A 19,471-nucleotide genomic window follows, 5' to 3' on the forward strand; every position below is an offset into this window, starting at 1 on the left:
ACCAGGGTTTAGCACGTCGGGTTTAGCGAGCCGGGGCTATTCGATATCTTCGGACTCACGGTGTTCGTCGGCATCGAGCGGAACCACCCGTTCGTCATCGTCAAGAACCTCGGGCTGGTCCTCCCAGTCTTCCTCCACCGCCAGGTCCTCGCTGTAGTCATAGGCGGGATCGGCCTCGACCGTGGGACGGTCGGGGTGGCGGGCGTGGGTTTCGGTGCTGTCCATGGTGCAACCTCCGTTCGACGTGCCGCTGAGCCCATCGCACAGGCATATGAGGCAGCCGGTCATCACGCTACCCCGCCAATTCGTGGACCCTGTTCATCCATCCCAGCACTGCCCCCTGCGGCGGTCAAGGCCTCCCGCGAGTCTCCCGGTTTTTGAGGTGCACCTAAAATATCCAGTAAGGATTGCCAGCCGAAAAGCCGCGGAAATTGGCGATAAAGTGGAGCTGCAATGAGGCGATGAAGCCCGCCCCAGCAACCCAGGAGTCCCGGTGCAACCGCACACAAAACCCTCGCATTCAGGCAATCCCTCGGACTCGAGCAGTCCATCGCAAGACGCAGCAGCCACCAAGACTCCCCCGTCGTCGTCGGACATCAAGCGCTGGCGGCAGTACTTGGCGGACGAGCGGGCCGAGGCCGCCGTGTACCGCGAACTGGCGCAGCGCCGGGACGGCGAGGAACGCGAAATCCTTTTGGCCCTCGCTGAGGCTGAGGGCCGCCATGAGGCGCACTGGCTCAGGGTCCTCGGCGAACATGCCGGCATGCCGAAGGCGGCCTCGGTCCGGAGCCAAATGCTCGGCTTCCTGGCCCGGAACTTCGGATCAGTGTTCGTGTTGGCCCTCGCCCAACGGGCTGAAGGCCGCTCGCCTTACGCGAAGGATCCAGCAGCGACCCGCGCCATGGCGGCCGACGAACAGATCCACGAAGAAGTAGTCCGCGGCCTGGCGACGCGCGGCCGCAACAGGTTGTCCGGCACCTTCCGCGCGGCCGTATTCGGCGCCAACGATGGCCTGGTCAGCAACCTTTCCCTCGTGATGGGCATGGCGGCCACGGGCGTTCCCGCGGCCGTGGTCCTGTTCAGCGGTATCGCCGGCCTTTTGGCGGGCGCGCTGTCCATGGGTGCCGGCGAGTATGTCTCGGTCCGCTCGCAGCTCGAGCTCCTCAAGGCCACCCGACCCACCCAAGCCACGCTGACCGCAGCCCCGGCCCTGGACATCGAGCACAATGAGCTGGTCCTCGTGTATCTGGCCCGGGGCATGTCCCGGGAAGCCGCCGAACACCGCGCAGCAGAACGCATGGGCCTCTACAGCTGCGACTGCGATCCCAGCCTCTCGCTCCACCCCGAAGTGGAAGAAACCGTGAACGAGCACGAGGCCGTAGGCTCCGCCTGGGGCGCAGCGATCTCGAGCTTCTGCTTCTTCGCTTCGGGCGCCATCGTGCCTATCCTGCCGTTCATCTTCGGCATGACGGGCTTCGCGGCGCTTGCTGTGGCCGGTACGCTGGTGGGCATCGCGCTTCTGTCGACCGGCGCCGTCGTCGGCTTGTTGTCCGGAACCTCGCCGCTGACCCGCGGCCTCCGGCAACTTGCCATCGGGCTCGGTGCGGCCGCGGCCACGTATGGGCTGGGACTCGTCTTCGGCGCTGTCATCGGTTAGTAGCGCCGGCGCAACGGGGCGCCGGTGCAGGGACTTGGGGGAAGACTTGCATTCAAACTACGGGTACGACGGCGGCCCGCCGCCCAAGCGCGCCAGTACCGTTCTGGCGCTGTTCCGAAACTTGATGGTGGTGGCGGTCGTCGCTGCCGTAGCCGTGCTTGTCAGTGGTTTCCTCCGCGGCGACCCCGGCATCACCGGGTTGCTTCCAAACCTGGCTCCCTCCGCCTATGCCACGGCAAGCAGCCCCGGGCAGGGCGCGGCTCCCGGGCAGGGGCCACAAAAGGCGGCCCGTGCGCCGGATACCCCGCCGCCTGGCCTGGAAGAAGCCGGGCACCCGCTCGGCTCCCCCGCCAAGCCTGCCGTGGCCAGCAACTCGTACAAGTTCCTGGCCACCAACGCCGACGGCACGCCGGTGGGCTACTCCCCGTGCCGGCCATTGCACTACGTGGTCAACGCAGCCCTCGCCCCGGCCGGATCCGAGGGGCTCATCGCCGACGCCATCGCCAAGATCGCCGCCGCCACCGGCCTCAAATTCGTTGACGACGGCACCAGCACGGAAAAACCCTCCGAGAAGCGCAAGCCCTACCAGCCCGCGCTCTACGGCGATCGTTGGGCACCCCTGCTGATTTCCTGGACCACTCCCGAGGCGGCTCCGGCGTTGGCAGGATCCGTCATCGGCACCGGCGGCAGCACCATGTACAGCTTCGGCACCGGACCCAAGAGCTACGTCTCGGGAAGCCTGGACCTGGACGCCCCGCAAATCACGGAACTGCTGGGCGTCTCCGGCGGCGCCCATTACGTCTCCGCGGTGATCCAACACGAACTGGGCCACGTCGTGGGCCTTGACCACGTAGAAGATCCAATCCAGCTCATGTACCCGGAGATCGGCGCTCCCGATGGTTTGGCAGCCGGGGACCTGAACGGACTCTACAAGCTCCACACCGCCCCGTGCCGGAGCGATCTCTAGCCCAGTTCAGGCCCTCCCCCCAAGGGACATGCCCTCCGTTCGGTCTAAGCAGTGGACATATGAGTACTATGTCCACTGCTCAAGGCCAAGGCTGAGCATGCTCAATGGACGACTAGGCATTATGTCCAGTGCGCCCGGCCAAGGCTGAGCATGCTCAACGGTTGACCTATCTGGGGATGGCTTCCAGCAGCCGGGCTGGCTTGAAGCTGGCTCCTGCGCCTGGGTAGGACCGGACCTCGATCCGGGCGTGGCTGTGGATCTCGTTGACCGTGGCCTTGGTGTGTTCTGCGATGCGTTCCAAGGTGGTCACCCACATCCCGTCCATGGCCTTGACGCGTTCGATCAGCTGCTCCAAGGCAACGGCCTTGGAGGGGCGGCCGGAGATGAACGGGTGGTTGGTCAGGACGAAGCAACTGCCTTGCGTGTGGTGGGCTTCGGCTTCCAGGGTCCACATCTCCAACACCTTGGCAGGACTCTCGATGACGCCGCTTCCTGTTACTCCCGGGTAGAACGCGTATTGTTCCCAATCGTCCAGGGCCCAATCCACGGGGATTTCCACAATGTCCCGTGAATCACCCGGGGCAACCGCCATGCGGTAGGGGGCATCGCCGTCGAGCAGGCTTGAATCGTAGAGGAAACCACGGTCCGCGAGCAGTGCCGGCGAATGCCAGTTGAGCTCCCACCACGGTGCCCTGTAGCCGACCGGCCTGACCCCGGCTGCCTTCGCGAGGGCTTCGAGCCCGCGGTTCAGGTAGCTGGCCTCGGTGGCGGCGTCGATTCCCTGCATGGGCTCGTGCAGGTAGCCGTGGTGGGCGACTTCGTGGCCGCCGTCGAGGATCCGCCGCACCACGTCCGGGTAACTCTCCGCCGTGAACCCCGGGATGAAGAAGGTCCCCTGGATCTCTTGGCGCTCGAGGATCTTCAGGAGCCGCGGAACAGCGACCCTCGGGCCGTAGGACTGGTGGCTCATGAGGGACATGCGCCTGGTGCTTGTGGGGTCGTGCGCGATGGTGCAGGATTCGGCGTCGACGTCGAATGTAAACGACGCCGCGGCCTTGAAATTTTCCGGCCACGTGATCGGGTGTGCCTCGTCAGGAAAAGCGTTGATGGTCATCGGGTTTCCTCTCAGTCGTTGACCAGATTGGCGACGGCGTCTTCCGCAAGGGGCTGCGACGGCGCCGCGGCTCCGGAAGGCACTTTGGCCGCGGATGTCAGCGGAAGGTATCGGGCATGAACCCGTGGCCCCAGTGCGCCGTAAACTGCCGCGGCAACAAGTCCGCCTGCCAGCCAAGACAAGTCGATCCCGCCCATAGCCGTGGCGATGGGGCCCTGCATGATCGGCAGGACGCCGTACATGAACAGCCACGTGGCAAAGATGCCCACCAGGAGCGCGGTGATCCCCGCCCAGTTGACTGCCGGGAGCCGCCGGGTGCCCACGGGGTCGAAGAGCCGGTCGACTTCCACCGGGCTGCGCTTGTCCACCCAGAAGTAGTGCACCAGCATGATGCCTCCCCACGCGGCGACCCACGCCACGAGCCCGCCGAGCCAAGTACTCAGTGTCGACGCGAAGTCCGACTGCAGGATGAAGAACACGACGCCGACCAAGGCCAGGAGCCCGACGAAGACGTTCAAGGTACGGCGCTTGGCCTTGATGTCCAATGCCTGGGCAGCGACCGAAAAGGTGTAAATGTTCAGGATGTTCGTCGCGATGGGACCGTGCAGCACCAGGAAGAGCACCGGGATGGCCAGGACGCCGAAGTTGTCGACGATGAGGTGGCCAGGGTCTGCCGTGCCGCTCTTCGTTGCCAGGCTGGCGCCGAGGATGCCGAGCCACACTACCGGGAGGAACTGGCCGAATACCGAGGCCAGGTAAACCTTGTGCCGTGGGACGGACTTGCTGACGAAGCGTGAATAGTCCGCCGCGTAGGTGAACCAGGTAATCCCCCAGCCGATGCCGATGACCGTCATCACGGTGGTCATGGCCGCGATCCGCGCGCCGCCTTCAAGGACAGCACCTGGAGGGCCCGCGTAGCCCCAATCGATGTTCATGCCGAACCAGGCCACGGCGGACATGGCGATCAGCACAACGATGGTGGGCGGGACGGTCCACTTTTCGAAAGCCGCGATGGCCTTGTAGCCGAACCAGGCGATGGTGACCTGGGCGGACATGATCAGGAAGGCCACCAGGATCTTGGGGCCCACGTTGGGCTGCTCCGGATCGACCATGCCGAGCTTGCCGAGGAGTGCCATCACCAGGTCCAGGATGATCCAGGTGTTGACCGCGCACCAACCGATTCCGAGGAGTGCCTGGATGGCGCTCGGGAGATAGTTGCCGCGGCGGCCGAAGACGGCCCGGGCCAGGACCATCCCAGTGGCACCGGTCCGTTGCCCCAGGAGGACAAACAGGCCAAAGAGTGCCATACCGATCAGGTTTCCCACCACCAGGACGGTGACGGTATCGGCAAAGCCCAGTCCGAGCTGGACGCCGAGGGCCCCAAGGACCCAGTTGATGGGGGCAAGGTTCGCGCCTGCCCAGATCCAGAATTGGCCCGCTACGCTGCGGGTGCGCGCTGATTCGGGGATGGACTGCAGGTTCTGCTCGACGTCGGTCTGCGCCGTTGCAGCCCCAGGCGTCGTGGATAAGTTCTCGTGCATTGGGGGATCCTCCGTGTAGGAAAGGGACTACTTCAATGTATGTGCCCCACATCACAGCAACAAGATACGATGTGTACGATAGATCCCCGAAATTAGTTACGGAGTGTCATGCCCCTACTCCTTGCCGACGCTTTCGAGCACGAGAGCCTGAAAGCCGCTGAGCCAATCTTGCGGACGGATGTGCCCGAGGCCCTGTCCCGGCAGCTCCGCTGGGTCCATTCGAGCGAAGTGCTGGACATCGCTCCTCTGCTGCGAGGCGGAGAGCTGCTTCTGAGCGGCGGGCAGGCCCTCGCCACCGCTTCGGACGAGCGGCGCGTGGACTATGTCCGCGAACTGGCGGCCCGCGGCATCACCGCTTTGGCTATCGAGACGGGTCCCGAGCTTCCCGTAATACCGGAGTCCATGCTCGACGCCGGCCAGGACGCGGGGCTGCCCATTATCGAGTTGTGCAAAGTGGCGCCCTTCGTCGGCATCATGCAAGCCATCAATTCGCTGCTGGTCAGCGAATCGGTCGCGCAATTGCAGTTCGGCGACGAAACGAGCCATGCCATGGCGGCGGAACTCGCGCACGGAGGCGGACTGGATCAGCTCCTGGCCGTGCTGGCGAGCAGGACGGGTTCCAGCGTGAGGCTCGTCTCGCCGTCGGGCATTACTTTGGGAAGCGCAACGGCCGCTGCCCAGCCCGAGTCCGGCACCGTCACCACAGCAGTCGATGTGCCCGTCCGCGGCGTGCTGGCGGCCCGCCTGGAGTTGGAAATGCCCGACGACGGCGACGCCAACCTTGCGCGGGTGGCCGGCGAGCGGTGCGTCGATATCCTCGGCTTGGCGTTGCTGCAACGCATGCCACCCGGGCTCAAGGAACTTGCGGGCATCGAGCTCATGCGGGCCATCAGTTCGGGCACCCAGTCATGGCGTCTCCAGCAATTGGGACCGGCCTCAGGGTTCCCCGCCAGCGGTCCGGTAGCCGCCGTCGTGGTGCGTTCCTCAGCGGCGGGACAGCTCCGGACACGGCTCGACGGCATCCTGGACGACGCGGTTCCGCAAAGTGCGAGCTACGCGGACAACGCCGAATTGATCGCCTTGGCCGCTCTCCCCCACGCCACGGCAGTGGCTTCGCGCATCGCGCTCATCCTAGCGCTTGGGGCCTTGGAGATCCCCGACGGCTCGGTCATAGCCGTCGGTCCACTGGCGCAGGGAATCGGCGAGGCACCATGGTCGCTGGCAGAAGCACGCCGGACGCTTGAGCTCACAGCGGGGTCGGAAACCGGCAACGGTGTGGTCGATGCCGAGGACTTCGCGGTCGAGCGCTTGGCGGAAGCAAGCCTCGACGCGGCCGCCCGCGAGGGATTCGTGCGGCGGCAGTTGGGTGCCGTCGTCGAGCACGACGAGCAGCGGCGCTCGGAGCTGGTGCGGACGTTGGCGGTATGGCTGGATACCGGGTGCAATACGGCGCAGGCGGCACGGGAACTTCACCTGGAAAGGCAGTCGATGCACCACCGGCTCCAGCGGATTTTCGAGCTGTGCGGCGGGGACCCACGGGGAACGGGCAGGCTGGTCGCCCTTCACTTGGCAACCCGCCTGGCGCGGCTCTAAGCGGATACCTCGCTCACTTTTGGCGCCATTCCGGTGGACGCTCCTGCAGCCAAACGCCAAATCGCCGGAACCCTGCCCGGCTCGACGATGCGCAACGTCGAGCCGGGCGGGTACCGGCGATTTGGGCGGCGCGGCTGCAGTTATTTCAGCACTACGGTCCTGCTGCCTTGCAGGATCACCCGCCCTTCGCAATGCCAGCGGACAGCGTTGCTAAGTGCTTTGCACTCGGTATCGCGCCCGGCCGCGACCAGGTCGTCCGGACCGAAGGTGTGGTCCACTTCCACCACTTGCTGGGCGATGATCGGCCCCTCGTCCAACTCACCGTTGACGTAGTGCGCGGTGGCACCCACGGTCTTGACGCCTCGCGCGTAGGCCTGGTGGTACGGCTTCGCGCCTTTGAAGCTAGGCAGGAATGAGTGGTGGATGTTGATCGCACGGCCATCGAGCTTGCGGGCAAGATCGTCACTGAGGACCTGCATGTAGCGGGCCAGGACCACAAGTTCGACATCCAGGCGATCGATGAGGTCGAGGAGTTGTCCCTCTGCCGCCGCCTTGGTGTCCGGGGTCACCGGCACGTGGAAGAACGGAATGCCGTGCCATTCGACCGTCCGCCTGTGGTCCGGATGGTTGGAGACTACCCCGACAATGTCGATGGGCAGTTCCCCGATGCGGGCCCGGAACAGGAGGTCGTTGAGGCAGTGCTCGAACTTCGAGACCATGATCAACACCCGCCGCTTAGCACCGTGGCGTTGCAGCTGCCAGCGCATGCCGAACTTTTCGGCAACAGGCGCGAAGGCATCCCTCAGCGAGTCGATGGTCGACTGATCCCCATCCGATGCGAAGTGGATCCGCATGAAGAAATGGTGATCCAGTTGGGAGTCGAATTGCTTATTGTCGATGATGTCGCAGCCGTGTTCCAGGAGGAAGCCGGAGACCGCGTGCACGATCCCCCGCGTTTCCGGGCAATCGAGGGTCAGGACATGCTCAACGGTGGTAGCCGGCAGCGCCGCTTCACGTCGCTGGGCGGGTTCATTCTGTGTGACAGTCATGGTTAGCACTCCACTACGTTGACGGCGAGGCCTCCGCGGGAGGTCTCCTTGTACTTGCTTTTCATGTCCGCTCCTGTCTCTCGCATGGTTTTGATGGCTTTATCAAGGGACACTTTGTGGCTGCCGTCGCCGTGCAGGGCAAGGCGGGCGGCGTTGATGGCCTTCACGCTGGCGATAGCGTTGCGTTCGATGCACGGAATCTGCACCAGCCCGCCTACGGGATCGCACGTGAGGCCGAGATTGTGTTCAATACCCACTTCTGCGGCATTCTCCACTTGCTCGGGAATACCCCCGAGGACTTCGCACAGTCCGGCGGCGGCCATTGAACAGGCAGAGCCCACCTCGCCCTGGCAGCCTACTTCGGCGCCTGAAATGGACGCGTTGATCTTGAACAGGATCCCGACGGCGGCCGCCGCGAGCAGGAAGCGGACCACGCCGTCGTCGTCGGCTCCCTGCACGAATTTCGTGTAGTAGTGCAGCACCGCCGGCACAATGCCGGCCGCACCGTTGGTGGGTGCCGTGACGATGCGGCCGCCCGCGGCGTTTTCCTCGTTCACGGCAAGCGCGAACAGGTTCACCCATTCCATGGCGAGCAGCGGGTCTGCCGAGCTTGAACCGTGCAGACCGGCGTCGGTGGCGGCGAGCGTCTTGAACAACGACGGCGCCCGTCGCCTCACGTTCAAGCCTCCCGGCAGGATTCCTTCCGCCGCGCAGCCGTTGTCGACGCATTCGCGCATGACGGCCCAGATCTGCAGCAGGCGCTCGCGAAGTTCGGCCTCGCTGCGCCACACGAGCTCGTTGGCGAGCATGACATCGGAGATGGACATGTCCTCCCGTGCGCAAATCGCCAGGAGCTCGTCCGCGGTAGTAAAGGGATAGGGCAGCACGGTGTCGTCAGCAACGATTTTGTCGCTTCCGGACGCATCGCCGTCCACCACGAAGCCGCCGCCGATCGAGTAGTAACTGCGTTCGCGCAGCACTTCCCCGGTGTGGCCGAGGGCCCGGAAAGTCATCCCGTTGGGGTGGGCAGGCAGGGATTTGCGTCGGTGCAGGACCACGTCTTCGTCCCAGTTGAAGTCCACGCGGTGGTATCCGGCGATCCGCAATTCGGCGTCGAGGGCTGCGGCCGCAACTTGGTCGTCGGCGGTGGAGGTGTCCACCGTTTCCGGCGATTGGCCCTGCAGTCCCAGCACCACGGCTTTGTCCGAGCCGTGGCCGCGGCCGGTGGCGCCCAGCGAGCCGAAAAGCTCTGCCTGGACGCGCACCGTTGCCGCGAGTTGCCCGGAGGATTCCAGGCCGTCGGTGAACTGCTTTGCCGCCCGCATCGGGCCAACCGTGTGCGACGACGACGGCCCGATGCCAATGGAAAACAGGTCAAGCACACTCAGTGCCATCAGGGAACCTCAGGAGAGGCGAATTCCCTCATGCCGTCAAGCAGCCAACGGCCCAGGAAGTCGGCGAACGAAGCCCGTGGGAAGATCCGGAAGCTGTCCTCGCCGGTCTTCAACAGCATCGCCGGGATGTTGCCGATTTCCGTGGCCAGGGCCGTCCCGGTCCGGAAAGCGCGGGGGTGCAAGTCCAGCGAGCAACCCTTTTCAAGGACGTCCCGGGCACGGACGCCGGACAGCTCGAAGGTGGTGCGGTTGGCGGACAAGTCCACCACTTGGCCCGGGTCGTCACCCAGGGCCTCCACCAGTGCGCGGACAAGGTCTCCGCCGAGGGAATCGTGGGCCGATTCCGGTGCGACCACCAGGAATTCGCCGGGGCCGAGCCACAACGTGGTAGCCCTTTCACCACCGCTGATCTCACCGCAGGCGGCCGGCAGGCCGCCGGTCACGGACGCGAGGCGGGCTCCGGCGTCGGACGCCCGGTCAACCCGGATCCCCACCATGGTCTGGAACGGGATCTCGTTCAACGCCACGGTTCCGACGACGGAACCGGACTCGAAGGTCGGTGCAAGGTGCGACGCCGGGCTGCGGCGTGCCGCACGGAGCGTCTCGGGGTTTGCGGGTGTTGCTGTTTCAGCCATCTTTACGGGTCCCTTCAGCGTCGAAAAGTACGGTTTCTCCCACAACGACGTCCAGCAACTGGTCGCCGACGGAGGCCACCAGGGTCTCGCCGATCCGGTTGCGGCCGTTGGTGATCAGTGCCAGGCCGAAGGACCGGCCCAAAGCGGCACTGTGGTAGCTCGAGGTCACGAAGCCCTGCATCGGCACGGGGCCGTATGCCGGGTTGACCGGGATTCCCTTTTCCACGAGCTGGGTGCCCTCCGGAAGACGGAACGAACCGTCCGCCGGCAGGACGCTGACCAAGTGCTTGCGGTCCGTGCGGACCGCATCCTCGCGGCTGTACGAACGCTTGCCGATGAAGTCCTTGGCCTTGGAAACGATCCACTCCATCCCGGCGTCCTGCGGGGTGACGGTGCCGTCCGTGTCCTGCCCGACGATCGGGTAGCCCTTCTCGGCACGCAGCACGTGCATGGTCTCGGTGCCGTAGGGGGTGATGTTGAACTCGGCACCCGCGGCAGCAACGGCTTCCCAGGTGTTGAGCCCGTACCAGGAGGGAACATTGATTTCGTAGGCAAGCTCACCGGAGAACGAAATCCGGCAAACCCGGGCCTGCACTCCGGAGGCCAACGTGGTCTCGCGGAACGTCATGAACGGGAACGCTTCGGCGTCCAGCCCGCCGTCGGCCGCCAGTTGCGGGGCGACCTTGGCGATCACGGCACGGGATTTGGGCCCGACGACGGCAATCGTCGTCCACTGTTCAGTCACCGAGGTGCACGCCACGTCGAGTTCCGGCCACTCGGTCTGGTGCCACTCTTCGAGCCAGTCGAGGACCTTGGCAGCGCCGCCGGTAGTGGTGGTCATGAAGTAGCGGCCCTCGTCGAGGCGCAAGGTCACGCCGTCGTCGAAGATCATGCCGTCCGGGGTGCACATGACGCCGTAGCGGGCCGAGCCAGGGGCGAGCTTCTTGAACGCGTTGGTGTAGATACGGTTCAGGAATTCACCGGCATCCTTGCCTCGGATCTCGATCTTGCCGAGGGTGGTGGCGTCCATGAAACCCACGGATTCCCGGACTGCGGCGCATTCACGGAGCACGGCGGCGTCCATGTCCTCACCTGCTTGCGGGTAGTACCACGGACGCTTCCACTGGCCGACGTCCTCGAAGAGCGCGCCCTGGGCAACATGCCAGGGGTGGATGGAGGTCACTCGGGCGGGATCGAAAAGCTCGCCGCGCTGGCGTCCGGCCAACGCCGCGAAGGCGACCGGCGTGAACGGGGCACGGTACGTCGTGGTGCCGATGTCGCCGATGCCGCGGGATGCTTCGCCAGCCTGCTTGAGAGCCGCCGCGATCACCCCGATGGCATTGACGCCGGAGGTCTTGCCCTGGTCGTTGGCGGTGCTGATGGAGGTGTACCGCTTGATGTGTTCCACAGAGCGCATTCCGGCCCCGGTGGAGCGGAGTACGTCGGCCACGGATTGGTCGCGCTGGAAGTCGACGAAGTGGTGGTGCCACTCCCCCGCGTTTCCGCTCTGGCCCGGCACGAGCCACAACTGGCGGGTAGGGGCTGAAGCTACGGGCGCTTTGATTTCGGCGGGCACCGTCTGGGAGCTGAACCCCGCGGCGATGGCGGCCGCTGCACCCGCGGATACGCCTTCGCCGAGGCAGTCCGCGAGCTCGTAGCTTCCGCGTCCGGCGCCGACCACGTGCTGGTCCTTGACCACGGAGCTTGGAACGAAGCCAGCCAGGTCATCGTCCCAACGCAACCTACCTTGGCGCTGGCTGTGGAGGTGGACCACGGGACTCCAGCCACCGGAAACCGCCAGCAGATCGCAAGTGAGCCGTTCGACGCCCGAGGTGACCTCGCCGTCGTCGTTGAGGCTGCGGATGGTGACGCCGTCGATCCGGCCGTTCTCCCCCGCGGCGGAGGTATCGGCGACGGCGCTGCCGACGAGGACGCGGATGCCGCTTTCCACGGCGGCTGCGGCCCTGTCGCTGAGCTTCGGACGGGCGTCGACGACGGCGGCGACCTTGACGCCCGCGGCCAGCAGATCCGCGGCAAGCAGGTAGGCGGAATCGTTCGTGGTGCCGATGACTACACGCCGCCCGGCAGCGACGGCGTATCGGTTGAGGTAGCTCCGGACCGCCGAGGCCAGCATGATGCCGGGCCGGTCGTTGTTTTCGAAGACGAGCGGACGCTCATGGGCGCCGGGCGCCAGGACCACCTGCTTGGCACGGATGTGCCAAATACGCTGGCGGGAGACGCCGTCCGCGGCCGGGCTGCCGAGGTGGTCCGTACGGTTCTGTGCCGCGATCACATAGTTCGCGTCGTAGGAGCCGAACGCCGTGGTGCGGTTGAGGACGGTGCATTCGGCGGCGGAAACGAGCTCGGCCTCCACGTCGGCGATCCATTCCAGCGCCGCTTTGCCTTCGATCACTTCGGCGAGTTTCGGGGCAGTGGAGCTGGAAAGCAGCGAGCCGCCGAGTTCGGGCTGGTCATCGATCAGGATGACCCGGGCGCCGGTGCGGACCGCCTCGCGGGCTGCCGCGAGGCCGGAAACGCCGCCGCCAACCACCAGGACGTCGGTGTGGACGTATTTCTTGTCGTATTCTGCACGGTCCTCGTTGGGATCGAGCTTGCCAAGGCCGTTCAGGAACTCAACGCCAAGCCCGTCCACGAGGGACACGGTGGTCGCGGGAAGCATCGACTCGGCGACATGGCCGGGGAAGCGGGCGGCCACCTTGACCAGGGCGTTGGACTCTTCCACGCCGGCGGACATGATGCCGCGGGCCCGATCCTCGTAGAGCGAGTTGCCGACGCTGATGCGGCCGTTGGCCAGCAATGCCGAAGCAACGGTGTCACCCGGGTGGCCGGTGTATTCCTGGCCGTCTACGGTGAACCGCCAGGAGATGCTGCGGTCGATGCGGCCGCCGGTGGCGAGGCGGGCGTTCTGCGGGGTCACTTCGTGGCTCCTTCCGGAATGGTGGCTGCTGAGGTGTTCACATCGGGGCGCGGTTCGCCCATCTTGTAGACGGCCTGGATGTCGTAGCTGACGGTGTCACGGAGCATGTTGAACCATTGGCGGCAACCGGTGCTGTGCACCCAGCGTTCGGCGAAGGCGCCTTTCGTGTTGTCGCGGTAGAACAAGTACTCGGCCCACTGGCGGTCCGTCAGCGCGTCCGGGTTTTCCGGATAGGCCACGTGGGCCTGGCCGCCGTAGTGGAATTCTGTTTCGTCTCGTGGCCCGCAATTGGGGCAGCTGATGAGCAGCATGGTTGGTCTCCTAAAGGGCTGCAGCTAGTGGGCGACGGCGGCGGCGCCGTGTTCGTCGATCAGGGCACCGGTCTCGAAGCGTTCCAGCGCAAAAGGCTTGTTGAGCTCGTGCGGCCTACCCGTGGCGATGGTGTGGGCGAAGGTCAGGCCGGCAGCCGGGGTGCCCTTGAAGCCACCCGTTCCCCAGCCACAGTTGACGAACATGTTCTCCACCGGGGTGGTGCCGATGATCGGCGAGGCATCCATGGTGGTGTCCACAATTCCGCCCCAGGTCCGGAGCACGTGGGCCCGGGCAAAGATCGGGAAGAGTTCGACCGCGGCAGCCATCTGGTGCTCGATCACATGGAAGGAGCCGCGCTGGCCGTAGCCGTTGTAGGAGTCGACGCCGGCGCCCATGACCAGTTCGCCCTTGTGGGCCTGGGAAACATAGACATGCACGTGGTTGGACATGACCACCGTGGGGTGCACGGGTTCATGGAGTTCGGACACCAACGCCTGGAGGGGGTGGGACTGGATCGGGAGGCGGAAGCCGGCCATTTCGGCGAGCACCGAGCTGTGGCCGGCGGCGGCGAGCCCAACCTTTTCGGTGTGGATGGTTCCTTGGTTGGTCTTGACGCCCACCACGCGGTTGCCGTCCTTGAGGAAGCCCGTCACTTCGCAGTTCTGGATGATGTCCACGCCGAGTTCGTCGCACTTCCGGGCGAAGGCCCAGGCGACGTGATCGTGCTTCGCGATGCCGGCCCGGGGCTGGTAGGTGGCGCCCATGACCGGGTACCGGATGTTGTCGCTGATATTCAGGATGGGGCAGAGTTCCTTGACTTGCTGCGGGTCCAGCCATTCGGCGTCGACCCCGTTGAGTTTGTTCGCACCCACGCGGCGGACGCTTTCGCGGACGTCGCCCAAGGTGTGGGCAAGGTTCATGACGCCGCGCTGGCTGAAGAGGAAATCGTACTCAAGTTCCTCGGGCAGGATCTCCCAGAGCTTCAGGGCGTGCTCGTAGATGGCAGCGCTCTCGTCCCAAAGGTAGTTGGAACGAATGATGGTGGTGTTCCGGGCCATGTTGCCGCCGGCCAGCCAGCCCTTTTCCAGGACGGCGATGTTGGTCATTCCGTGGTTCTTGGCCAGGAAGTACGCGGTGGCCAGGCCGTGGCCGCCACCGCCCACGATCACGGCGTCGTAGGAGGCCTTGGGCTCCGGGTTACGCCACAGGAAATCCGGGTGTTCCGGGAGTTGGTCTGCGCTCACTGGGCTGCTCCAATCATTTCTGCCTCAAGTTCGGTGGCAGCGGCGTCGTTGCCGCTGCCGGTCTGGGAAAGATGCGGGTAAAGCGGGAATTGTTCGGCGAGCGCGGTAACCCTCGCCCGGAGTTCGACGGCGGCGTGGTCGCCCGGGGTGCCACAGTTGTCCGTGCCGCTGCTTGCTGCGGCGATCAGCGCCGTCGCGATGATGTCTGCGACCTCCGCGAATTCCTTGGCGCCGAAGCCGCGGGCGGCGAGTGCCGGGGTGCCGATGCGGAGTCCCGAGGAAACCATCGGCGGCCGGGGGTCGAACGGGACGGCGTTGCGGTTCACAGTGATGCCGATGCGGTGCAACGTGTCCTCGGCCTGCTGGCCGTCGAGTTCCGAGTGGCGCAGGTCAACGAGGACCAGGTGCACGTCGGTGCCTCCGTTGACCACCGAGATTCCTGCTGCGGCCACGTCTTCCTTCAGGAGCCGTTCGGCAAGGAGCTTGGCGCCTTCCAGCACCCGCACCTGGCGTTCCTGGAATTCGGGCTCTGCCGCCATTTTGAACGCGACGGCCTTGGCCGCGATCACGTGCTCCAGCGGGCCGCCTTGCTGGCCGGGGAAGACTGCGCTGTTGATCTTGCGTGCGTACTTTTCCTTCGACAGGATCACTCCGCCGCGCGGACCGCCGAGGGTCTTGTGGGTGGTGGTGGTCACGACATCGGCATACGGCACCGGGTTGGGGTGCAGTCCCGCTGCGACGAGGCCGGCGAAGTGGGCCATGTCCACCATGAGGTAGGCACCCACGAGGTCGGCGATGCGGCGGAAGTCGGCGAAATCCAAATGGCGCGAGTACGCGGACCAGCCGGCAACGATCAGCTTCGGGCGGTGTTCCAGGGCCAGGGCTTCAACCTCGGCCATGTCCACCCGGAGGTCGGATTCGCTGACGTGGTACGGGATGACGTTGTACAGCTTGCCGGAGAAGTTGATGCGCATGCCGTGGGTCAGGTGCCCGCCGTGTGCGAGGTCGAGGCCCATGATGGTGTCCCCCGGCTCGAGGAGCGCGAACATGGCTGCGGCGTTGGCCTGTGCGCCGGAGTGCGGCTGGACATTTGCGGCTTCGGCGCCGAAAAGGGCTTTGACGCGGTCGATGGCCAGCTGCTCGATGACGTCCACATGCTCGCAGCCGCCGTAGTAGCGCTTGCCCGGATAGCCTTCGGCGTACTTGTTGGTCAGGACCGAGCCCTGGGCCTGCATGACGGCTGCAGGGGCGAAGTTTTCGGAGGCGATCATTTCCAGCGTGGACTGCTGGCGGATGAGTTCCTGGGCGATCGCCTGTTCAACCTCCGGGTCCGCCTCGGCGAGCGGGCGGATCAGCGGTTCAACCATCATGTTCTCCTTTTGAGATACTTATATTTACTGACTAATCAGCAACTGATATATTAGAACTGTTGCCATAGTATGTTGGAGATCACACAACCGTCAACAGCCCGGCAGCAACTGATCAGCCAGACTTGGAATTGTGGCAAACGGGAGAGGGCACATGAGCACTGCACTGGAAGCACCGGACACAGGCACGCAGGGAACGTCCTTGGCGGAAAACGCCTACCTGCTCCTGCGCGACCGGCTCATCATGCTGGACATCAAACCCGGAGACCCTATCAACGACGGGCAGATTGCCACGGAACTCGGCATCGGACGGACTCCCGTGCGCGAGGCCATCAAACGGCTCGAAAGCGACCACCTCGTCGTGTCATATCCCCGCCGCGGAACGTTCGCCACCGGCGTCGACATCACCCAATTGGCGGACGTCTCGGAAATCCGCGAGCTGCTTGAGCCCTTGGCGTCACGGCGGGCTGCCCGCATGGCCAGCCCCAAGGTGCGGGAAGAACTCCGCGAGGTCGCGGCAGCCATCAGCGGCCTGGAAGCACACGACGCCGGCCAGCAGGAACTCATGCGCTACGACATCCAGGTGCACCGGCTCATCTACAAGGCCGCGGCCAATCCGCACCTCGAGGACGTACTGATCCGCTACGACAACCTGGCAACCCGCATCTGGTGCCACATGCTCGACAAGATGCCTTCCGTGACAGGCCACGTCGCCGAGCACGCTGAGCTGCTCACCGCAATCGCCGACGGCGATGAGGACCGCGCGGCAGCCCTCGCCCTGCACCACGTGGTGAGTTTCGAAGAGACGATCCGCAAGGTGCTCTAGGTTCGTGGGATACCGCTGCCCTTAGCCGTTTCTCTTCCAGTGCTTCGGCCACTTTGCGTTCAACAGCAGCAGCCCCAGCAAGAGCGCATCAACCGTCATTACTCCCGCCATGAAGTAAGCCCAACCGATGATCATGGCTCGATCACCACCAGTCGGCGGCCCGAGGTGCGGGGTTGCATCAGAACACTCATACCAATCTCCTGACCCGGATCCCCCAGTCAATCGATAGTCCACCAAGTGTGGCACGACGGCGCCGAAGAAGGAACGGCTTTGGCGATCGACGGTGGGCCGCACCAAAGGAATTAACAACGACGGCGACACGTCCTTTTCGGGGCGTGTCGCCGTCGTTCGCTCCGGAGAGCGTTGAACAGCGGGAGCTACACTTTCGAGACCTCGCCACTGTGGGGGCCAATGGTTCCTGTCTGCAGGCTCAGGAGCGTCACGAGGATGACCATTCCGAGCAGCACAACGGCCGTGGCCAACGTGAGGGTGCGGTTCCGACTGGGGGCTTCTCTGGCAGCAAGAAAGAGGGCAGATCCTGACAGGACAGCAGAGATAGCTGTGAATGGATAGAGCGGCAAAATCAACAAGATGGCCGCTCCCAGCCACGAAGGCCTCATCGATGTTCCTTTTCGGTAATCGAAAGAGACAGATACACCGAGTTCTTTAAGGCGCGACGGGGCCCTCATCGCAAACGCTAACAAGGGAAAACTGCACTGAGTGGTCTTCCGAATCAAAATGAGTGGCGAATCGCCCATATTTGAGTGGTAGCGAGGGGAAGCACATAGAACCCTGAGCGTGAGGGCGTGATCAAGACACCCAAGGAAATCCTCGCCAAAGCCAAACCAAAAACAACTTCCAACATGGGCCATTAGGTTCGAGGTGGGCGAAGGAATGCGGGCAGGCTGGCCAGTTCGGTATCCCTGTCGCACCGGATCACGTCTTGACCAGCTGTTTTGGATCGAGGGGTTTGCGGATGCGGAGAATGAAGTGGCAATTTCCTGTTTTACTGGTTGGCGCCGCACTTGCTTTGATTGTGGCCCTCCTAGTCATTCGCTGGATGACGCATGGACCCGGGAACCTAACGGACAATGATTTTAGGCCTCCGCCTTTCGGTCCCAGCTCCCCTGCCGGTTCGGCGAGCCGTTAGCCCCGAAGCGCTGCGTTAGCCGGGGGTGAGGACGCAGAATTCGTTGCCCTCCGTGTCGGCAAGGCACACCCATGGCACATCGCCTTGGCCGACGTCGGCGTCCGTGGCGCCCAAGGTCCGCAGCCGGGCCACCTCTGCCGCTTGATCATCGCCGCGATACGGCCTCAGGTCGAGATGGACACGGCCGGAAACGGCATTCGCGGCGGGTGTGCGGACGAACTCCAGATACGGCCCCACGCCCTTGGCCGAACGCAGCCTCGCAAAATCGTCGGTCACCTCGTGCAGGGTCCAGTCCATCGCCCCGCTCCAGAACCGGGCCATGGCCCGCGGATCCGCACAGTTGACCACCACCGCGGCGATCGGCCCGGTGTCCCGGTAGATCGGCCGAGGCTCCAGCACGCAGAACAGGTTGCCCTCCGGGTCGGCCAGGACCGTCCACGGCACATCGCCCTGGCCGATGTCGGCGGGCGTCGCGCCGAGCTTCAACAGGCGCGCCACAAGCTCCGCTTGATGGGCCGCTGAGGTGGTGCCGAGGTCCAGGTGGGCGCGGTACCTCACCGTCTCGGGGTCCGGGACGGTGACGACATCGACACACACGGCGGCAGGGTCCGGTCCGACGAAGCCCACGGGTTCGACATTGGTCACGCCGGGTCCTTCGCTGGAAACACCCCAGCCGAGCGCCTCCGCCCAAAACCGGCCGAGAGCCGAGTCGTCCCGGGCCTTGAAATTCACTTGAACGAGTCGCAGTGCCATACCGACCGATCCTATAACCAGGCAACACCGGATAGACGCCAGCATCCAGGACACGCAGCCCGGAGAGGCCGCGCATTTGACGGCGTTTGAGACGATGAACCACATGGACGCTGACGCAAGCCTTGCCAACGACCCCGATACCGATCCCGCCGGCGCGCACCACGCCGGTGTGCAGTCCGTAGACCGGGCCATCACCGTGCTCGAAATCATCGCCCGCAACGGCGATGCCGGCGTGAGTGAGATCGCGGAGGAAATGGGCGTCCACAAGTCAACGGCGTCGCGCCTGCTAAGCGCCTTGGACGCACGTGGCATGGTGCAGCAGAACCACGAGCGCGGAAAATACCAACTCGGTTTCAACATCCTGCGCTTGGCCAGTGCCATTCCGGCCCGACTCAGCTTGGTAAGGGAGGCCCGGGAAGACCTCGAGGCCCTGGCGGAGAAGTTCGCTGAGACCGCCAACCTGGCAGTGCTGCGGTCAAATTTCGCGGTCAATGTGGACCAGGCCATTGGCCCCAACACGCTTGGCACGCAGGACTGGATCGGTGGGCTCACCCCGCTCCACGCCACGTCCAGCGGCAAGGTCATGCTTGCCGCCCTGCCGCCTGCGACGCGTGACCGCGTTCTCAGGGAAGCCGGCCAAGCGCAATACACGCCACACACCATCACCGACCGCGACGAGCTGGAGCAGCAAATGCCGGTCATTGAGGAGGCCGGATACGCGGCCACGTATGAAGAACTCGAACGCGGACTCAACGCCGTCGCCGTTCCGATCCGCAACCACAGCGGCACGGTAATCGGAGCAATTAGCCTTTCCGGCCCGGCCTTCCGATTCGAGCCGGAAAAAATACCCGGCCTGCTCGATGCGCTCAAGCAGGCCGGGTATTCAATCAGCGTCAAGATGGGTTACACCGCAGCCAGCGGCGCCTAGGGT

Annotated in this window: 16 protein-coding genes and 1 pseudogene; 5 read left to right on the plus strand and 12 right to left on the minus strand. The window is 64.8% G+C overall.

Annotation, left to right across the window (positions count from 1 at the left end; translation table 11 throughout):
* Positions 1-36: 36 nt before the first annotated feature.
* Positions 37-225, minus strand: a complete 189-nt coding sequence (locus tag ABD742_RS17745; RefSeq protein WP_234753232.1) for a hypothetical protein — start codon at positions 223-225, stop codon at positions 37-39.
* Between the two features lie 268 nt (positions 226-493).
* Between ABD742_RS17745 and ABD742_RS17750 the strand changes: the two genes are divergently transcribed.
* Both ABD742_RS17750 and ABD742_RS17755 read left to right on the plus strand, forming a co-directional pair.
* On the plus strand, positions 494-1,657 hold the full coding sequence (locus tag ABD742_RS17750; RefSeq protein WP_234753231.1) for a VIT1/CCC1 transporter family protein: 1,164 nt from the start codon (positions 494-496) through the stop codon (positions 1,655-1,657).
* A gap of 103 nt (positions 1,658-1,760) precedes the next feature.
* A complete protein-coding gene (locus ABD742_RS17755) occupies positions 1,761-2,624 on the plus strand; it encodes a matrixin family metalloprotease (RefSeq protein WP_234753282.1) in 864 nt (287 codons plus the stop codon).
* 166 nt (positions 2,625-2,790) lie between these two features.
* On the opposite strand, the gene ABD742_RS17760 is transcribed toward ABD742_RS17755, so the two are convergent.
* Together ABD742_RS17760 and ABD742_RS17765 are read right to left on the minus strand one after the other, a co-directional pair.
* Positions 2,791-3,738, minus strand: a complete 948-nt coding sequence (locus ABD742_RS17760) for a polysaccharide deacetylase family protein (RefSeq protein ID WP_234753230.1) — start codon at positions 3,736-3,738, stop codon at positions 2,791-2,793.
* Positions 3,739-3,749: 11 nt separating this feature from the next.
* The gene (locus tag ABD742_RS17765; RefSeq protein ID WP_234753229.1) at positions 3,750-5,279 is read right to left on the minus strand and encodes a purine-cytosine permease family protein; all 1,530 of its coding nucleotides are present in this window, start codon (positions 5,277-5,279) and stop codon (positions 3,750-3,752) included.
* A gap of 108 nt (positions 5,280-5,387) precedes the next feature.
* On the opposite strand from ABD742_RS17765, the gene ABD742_RS17770 reads away from it, so the two are divergent.
* Positions 5,388-6,872 carry a PucR family transcriptional regulator gene (locus ABD742_RS17770; protein ID WP_234753228.1) on the plus strand — a complete coding sequence of 495 codons (1,485 nt, stop codon included), beginning with the start codon at positions 5,388-5,390 and terminating at the stop codon, positions 6,870-6,872.
* A gap of 140 nt (positions 6,873-7,012) precedes the next feature.
* Here the strand turns inward: ABD742_RS17770 and purU are convergent, their stop codons facing one another.
* From purU to glyA, 7 genes and pseudogenes are all read right to left on the minus strand, one after another.
* On the minus strand, positions 7,013-7,921 hold the full coding sequence (purU, locus tag ABD742_RS17775; protein ID WP_234753227.1) for a formyltetrahydrofolate deformylase: 909 nt from the start codon (positions 7,919-7,921) through the stop codon (positions 7,013-7,015).
* 2 nt (positions 7,922-7,923) lie between these two features.
* Positions 7,924-9,315: an L-serine ammonia-lyase gene (locus ABD742_RS17780; RefSeq protein ID WP_234753226.1), complete on the minus strand. Its 1,392-nt coding sequence runs from the start codon at positions 9,313-9,315 to the stop codon at positions 7,924-7,926.
* On the minus strand, positions 9,315-9,950 hold the full coding sequence (locus ABD742_RS17785) for a sarcosine oxidase subunit gamma (RefSeq protein ID WP_234753225.1): 636 nt from the start codon (positions 9,948-9,950) through the stop codon (positions 9,315-9,317). Before ABD742_RS17785 ends, ABD742_RS17780 begins: the two co-directional genes overlap by 1 nt.
* A complete protein-coding gene (locus ABD742_RS17790; RefSeq protein WP_234753224.1) occupies positions 9,943-12,888 on the minus strand; it encodes an FAD-dependent oxidoreductase in 2,946 nt (981 codons plus the stop codon). Before ABD742_RS17790 ends, ABD742_RS17785 begins: the two co-directional genes overlap by 8 nt.
* Before the next feature lie 29 nt (positions 12,889-12,917).
* Positions 12,918-13,199, minus strand: a pseudogene (locus tag ABD742_RS17795) (sarcosine oxidase subunit delta); the annotation flags it as partial.
* A 24-nt stretch (positions 13,200-13,223) separates the two neighbouring features.
* Entirely contained in the window at positions 13,224-14,444 is a 1,221-nt protein-coding gene (locus ABD742_RS17800; protein WP_234753222.1) for a sarcosine oxidase subunit beta family protein, read from the minus strand.
* Complete coding sequence (glyA, locus tag ABD742_RS17805) at positions 14,441-15,811, minus strand: serine hydroxymethyltransferase (protein WP_234753281.1); 1,371 nt, start codon at positions 15,809-15,811, stop codon at positions 14,441-14,443. The genes ABD742_RS17800 and glyA overlap by 4 nt, the downstream gene beginning before the upstream one ends.
* Before the next feature lie 154 nt (positions 15,812-15,965).
* Between glyA and ABD742_RS17810 the strand changes: the two genes are divergently transcribed.
* Positions 15,966-16,637: a GntR family transcriptional regulator gene (locus ABD742_RS17810; protein WP_234753221.1), complete on the plus strand. Its 672-nt coding sequence runs from the start codon at positions 15,966-15,968 to the stop codon at positions 16,635-16,637.
* 377 nt (positions 16,638-17,014) lie between these two features.
* Here the strand turns inward: ABD742_RS17810 and ABD742_RS17815 are convergent, their stop codons facing one another.
* Positions 17,015-17,257, minus strand: coding sequence for a hypothetical protein (locus tag ABD742_RS17815; protein ID WP_234753220.1), 243 nt, complete (start codon positions 17,255-17,257; stop codon positions 17,015-17,017).
* A 545-nt stretch (positions 17,258-17,802) separates the two neighbouring features.
* On the minus strand, positions 17,803-18,540 hold the full coding sequence (locus ABD742_RS17820; protein ID WP_234753219.1) for a VOC family protein: 738 nt from the start codon (positions 18,538-18,540) through the stop codon (positions 17,803-17,805).
* Between the two features lie 103 nt (positions 18,541-18,643).
* Between ABD742_RS17820 and ABD742_RS17825 the strand changes: the two genes are divergently transcribed.
* On the plus strand, positions 18,644-19,468 hold the full coding sequence (locus ABD742_RS17825) for an IclR family transcriptional regulator (RefSeq protein WP_234753218.1): 825 nt from the start codon (positions 18,644-18,646) through the stop codon (positions 19,466-19,468).
* Positions 19,469-19,471: the final 3 nt, after the last annotated feature.

Origin of the sequence: Arthrobacter ramosus, from assembly GCF_039535095.1 — a bacterium.
Lineage (GTDB): Bacteria > Actinomycetota > Actinomycetes > Actinomycetales > Micrococcaceae > Arthrobacter > Arthrobacter ramosus.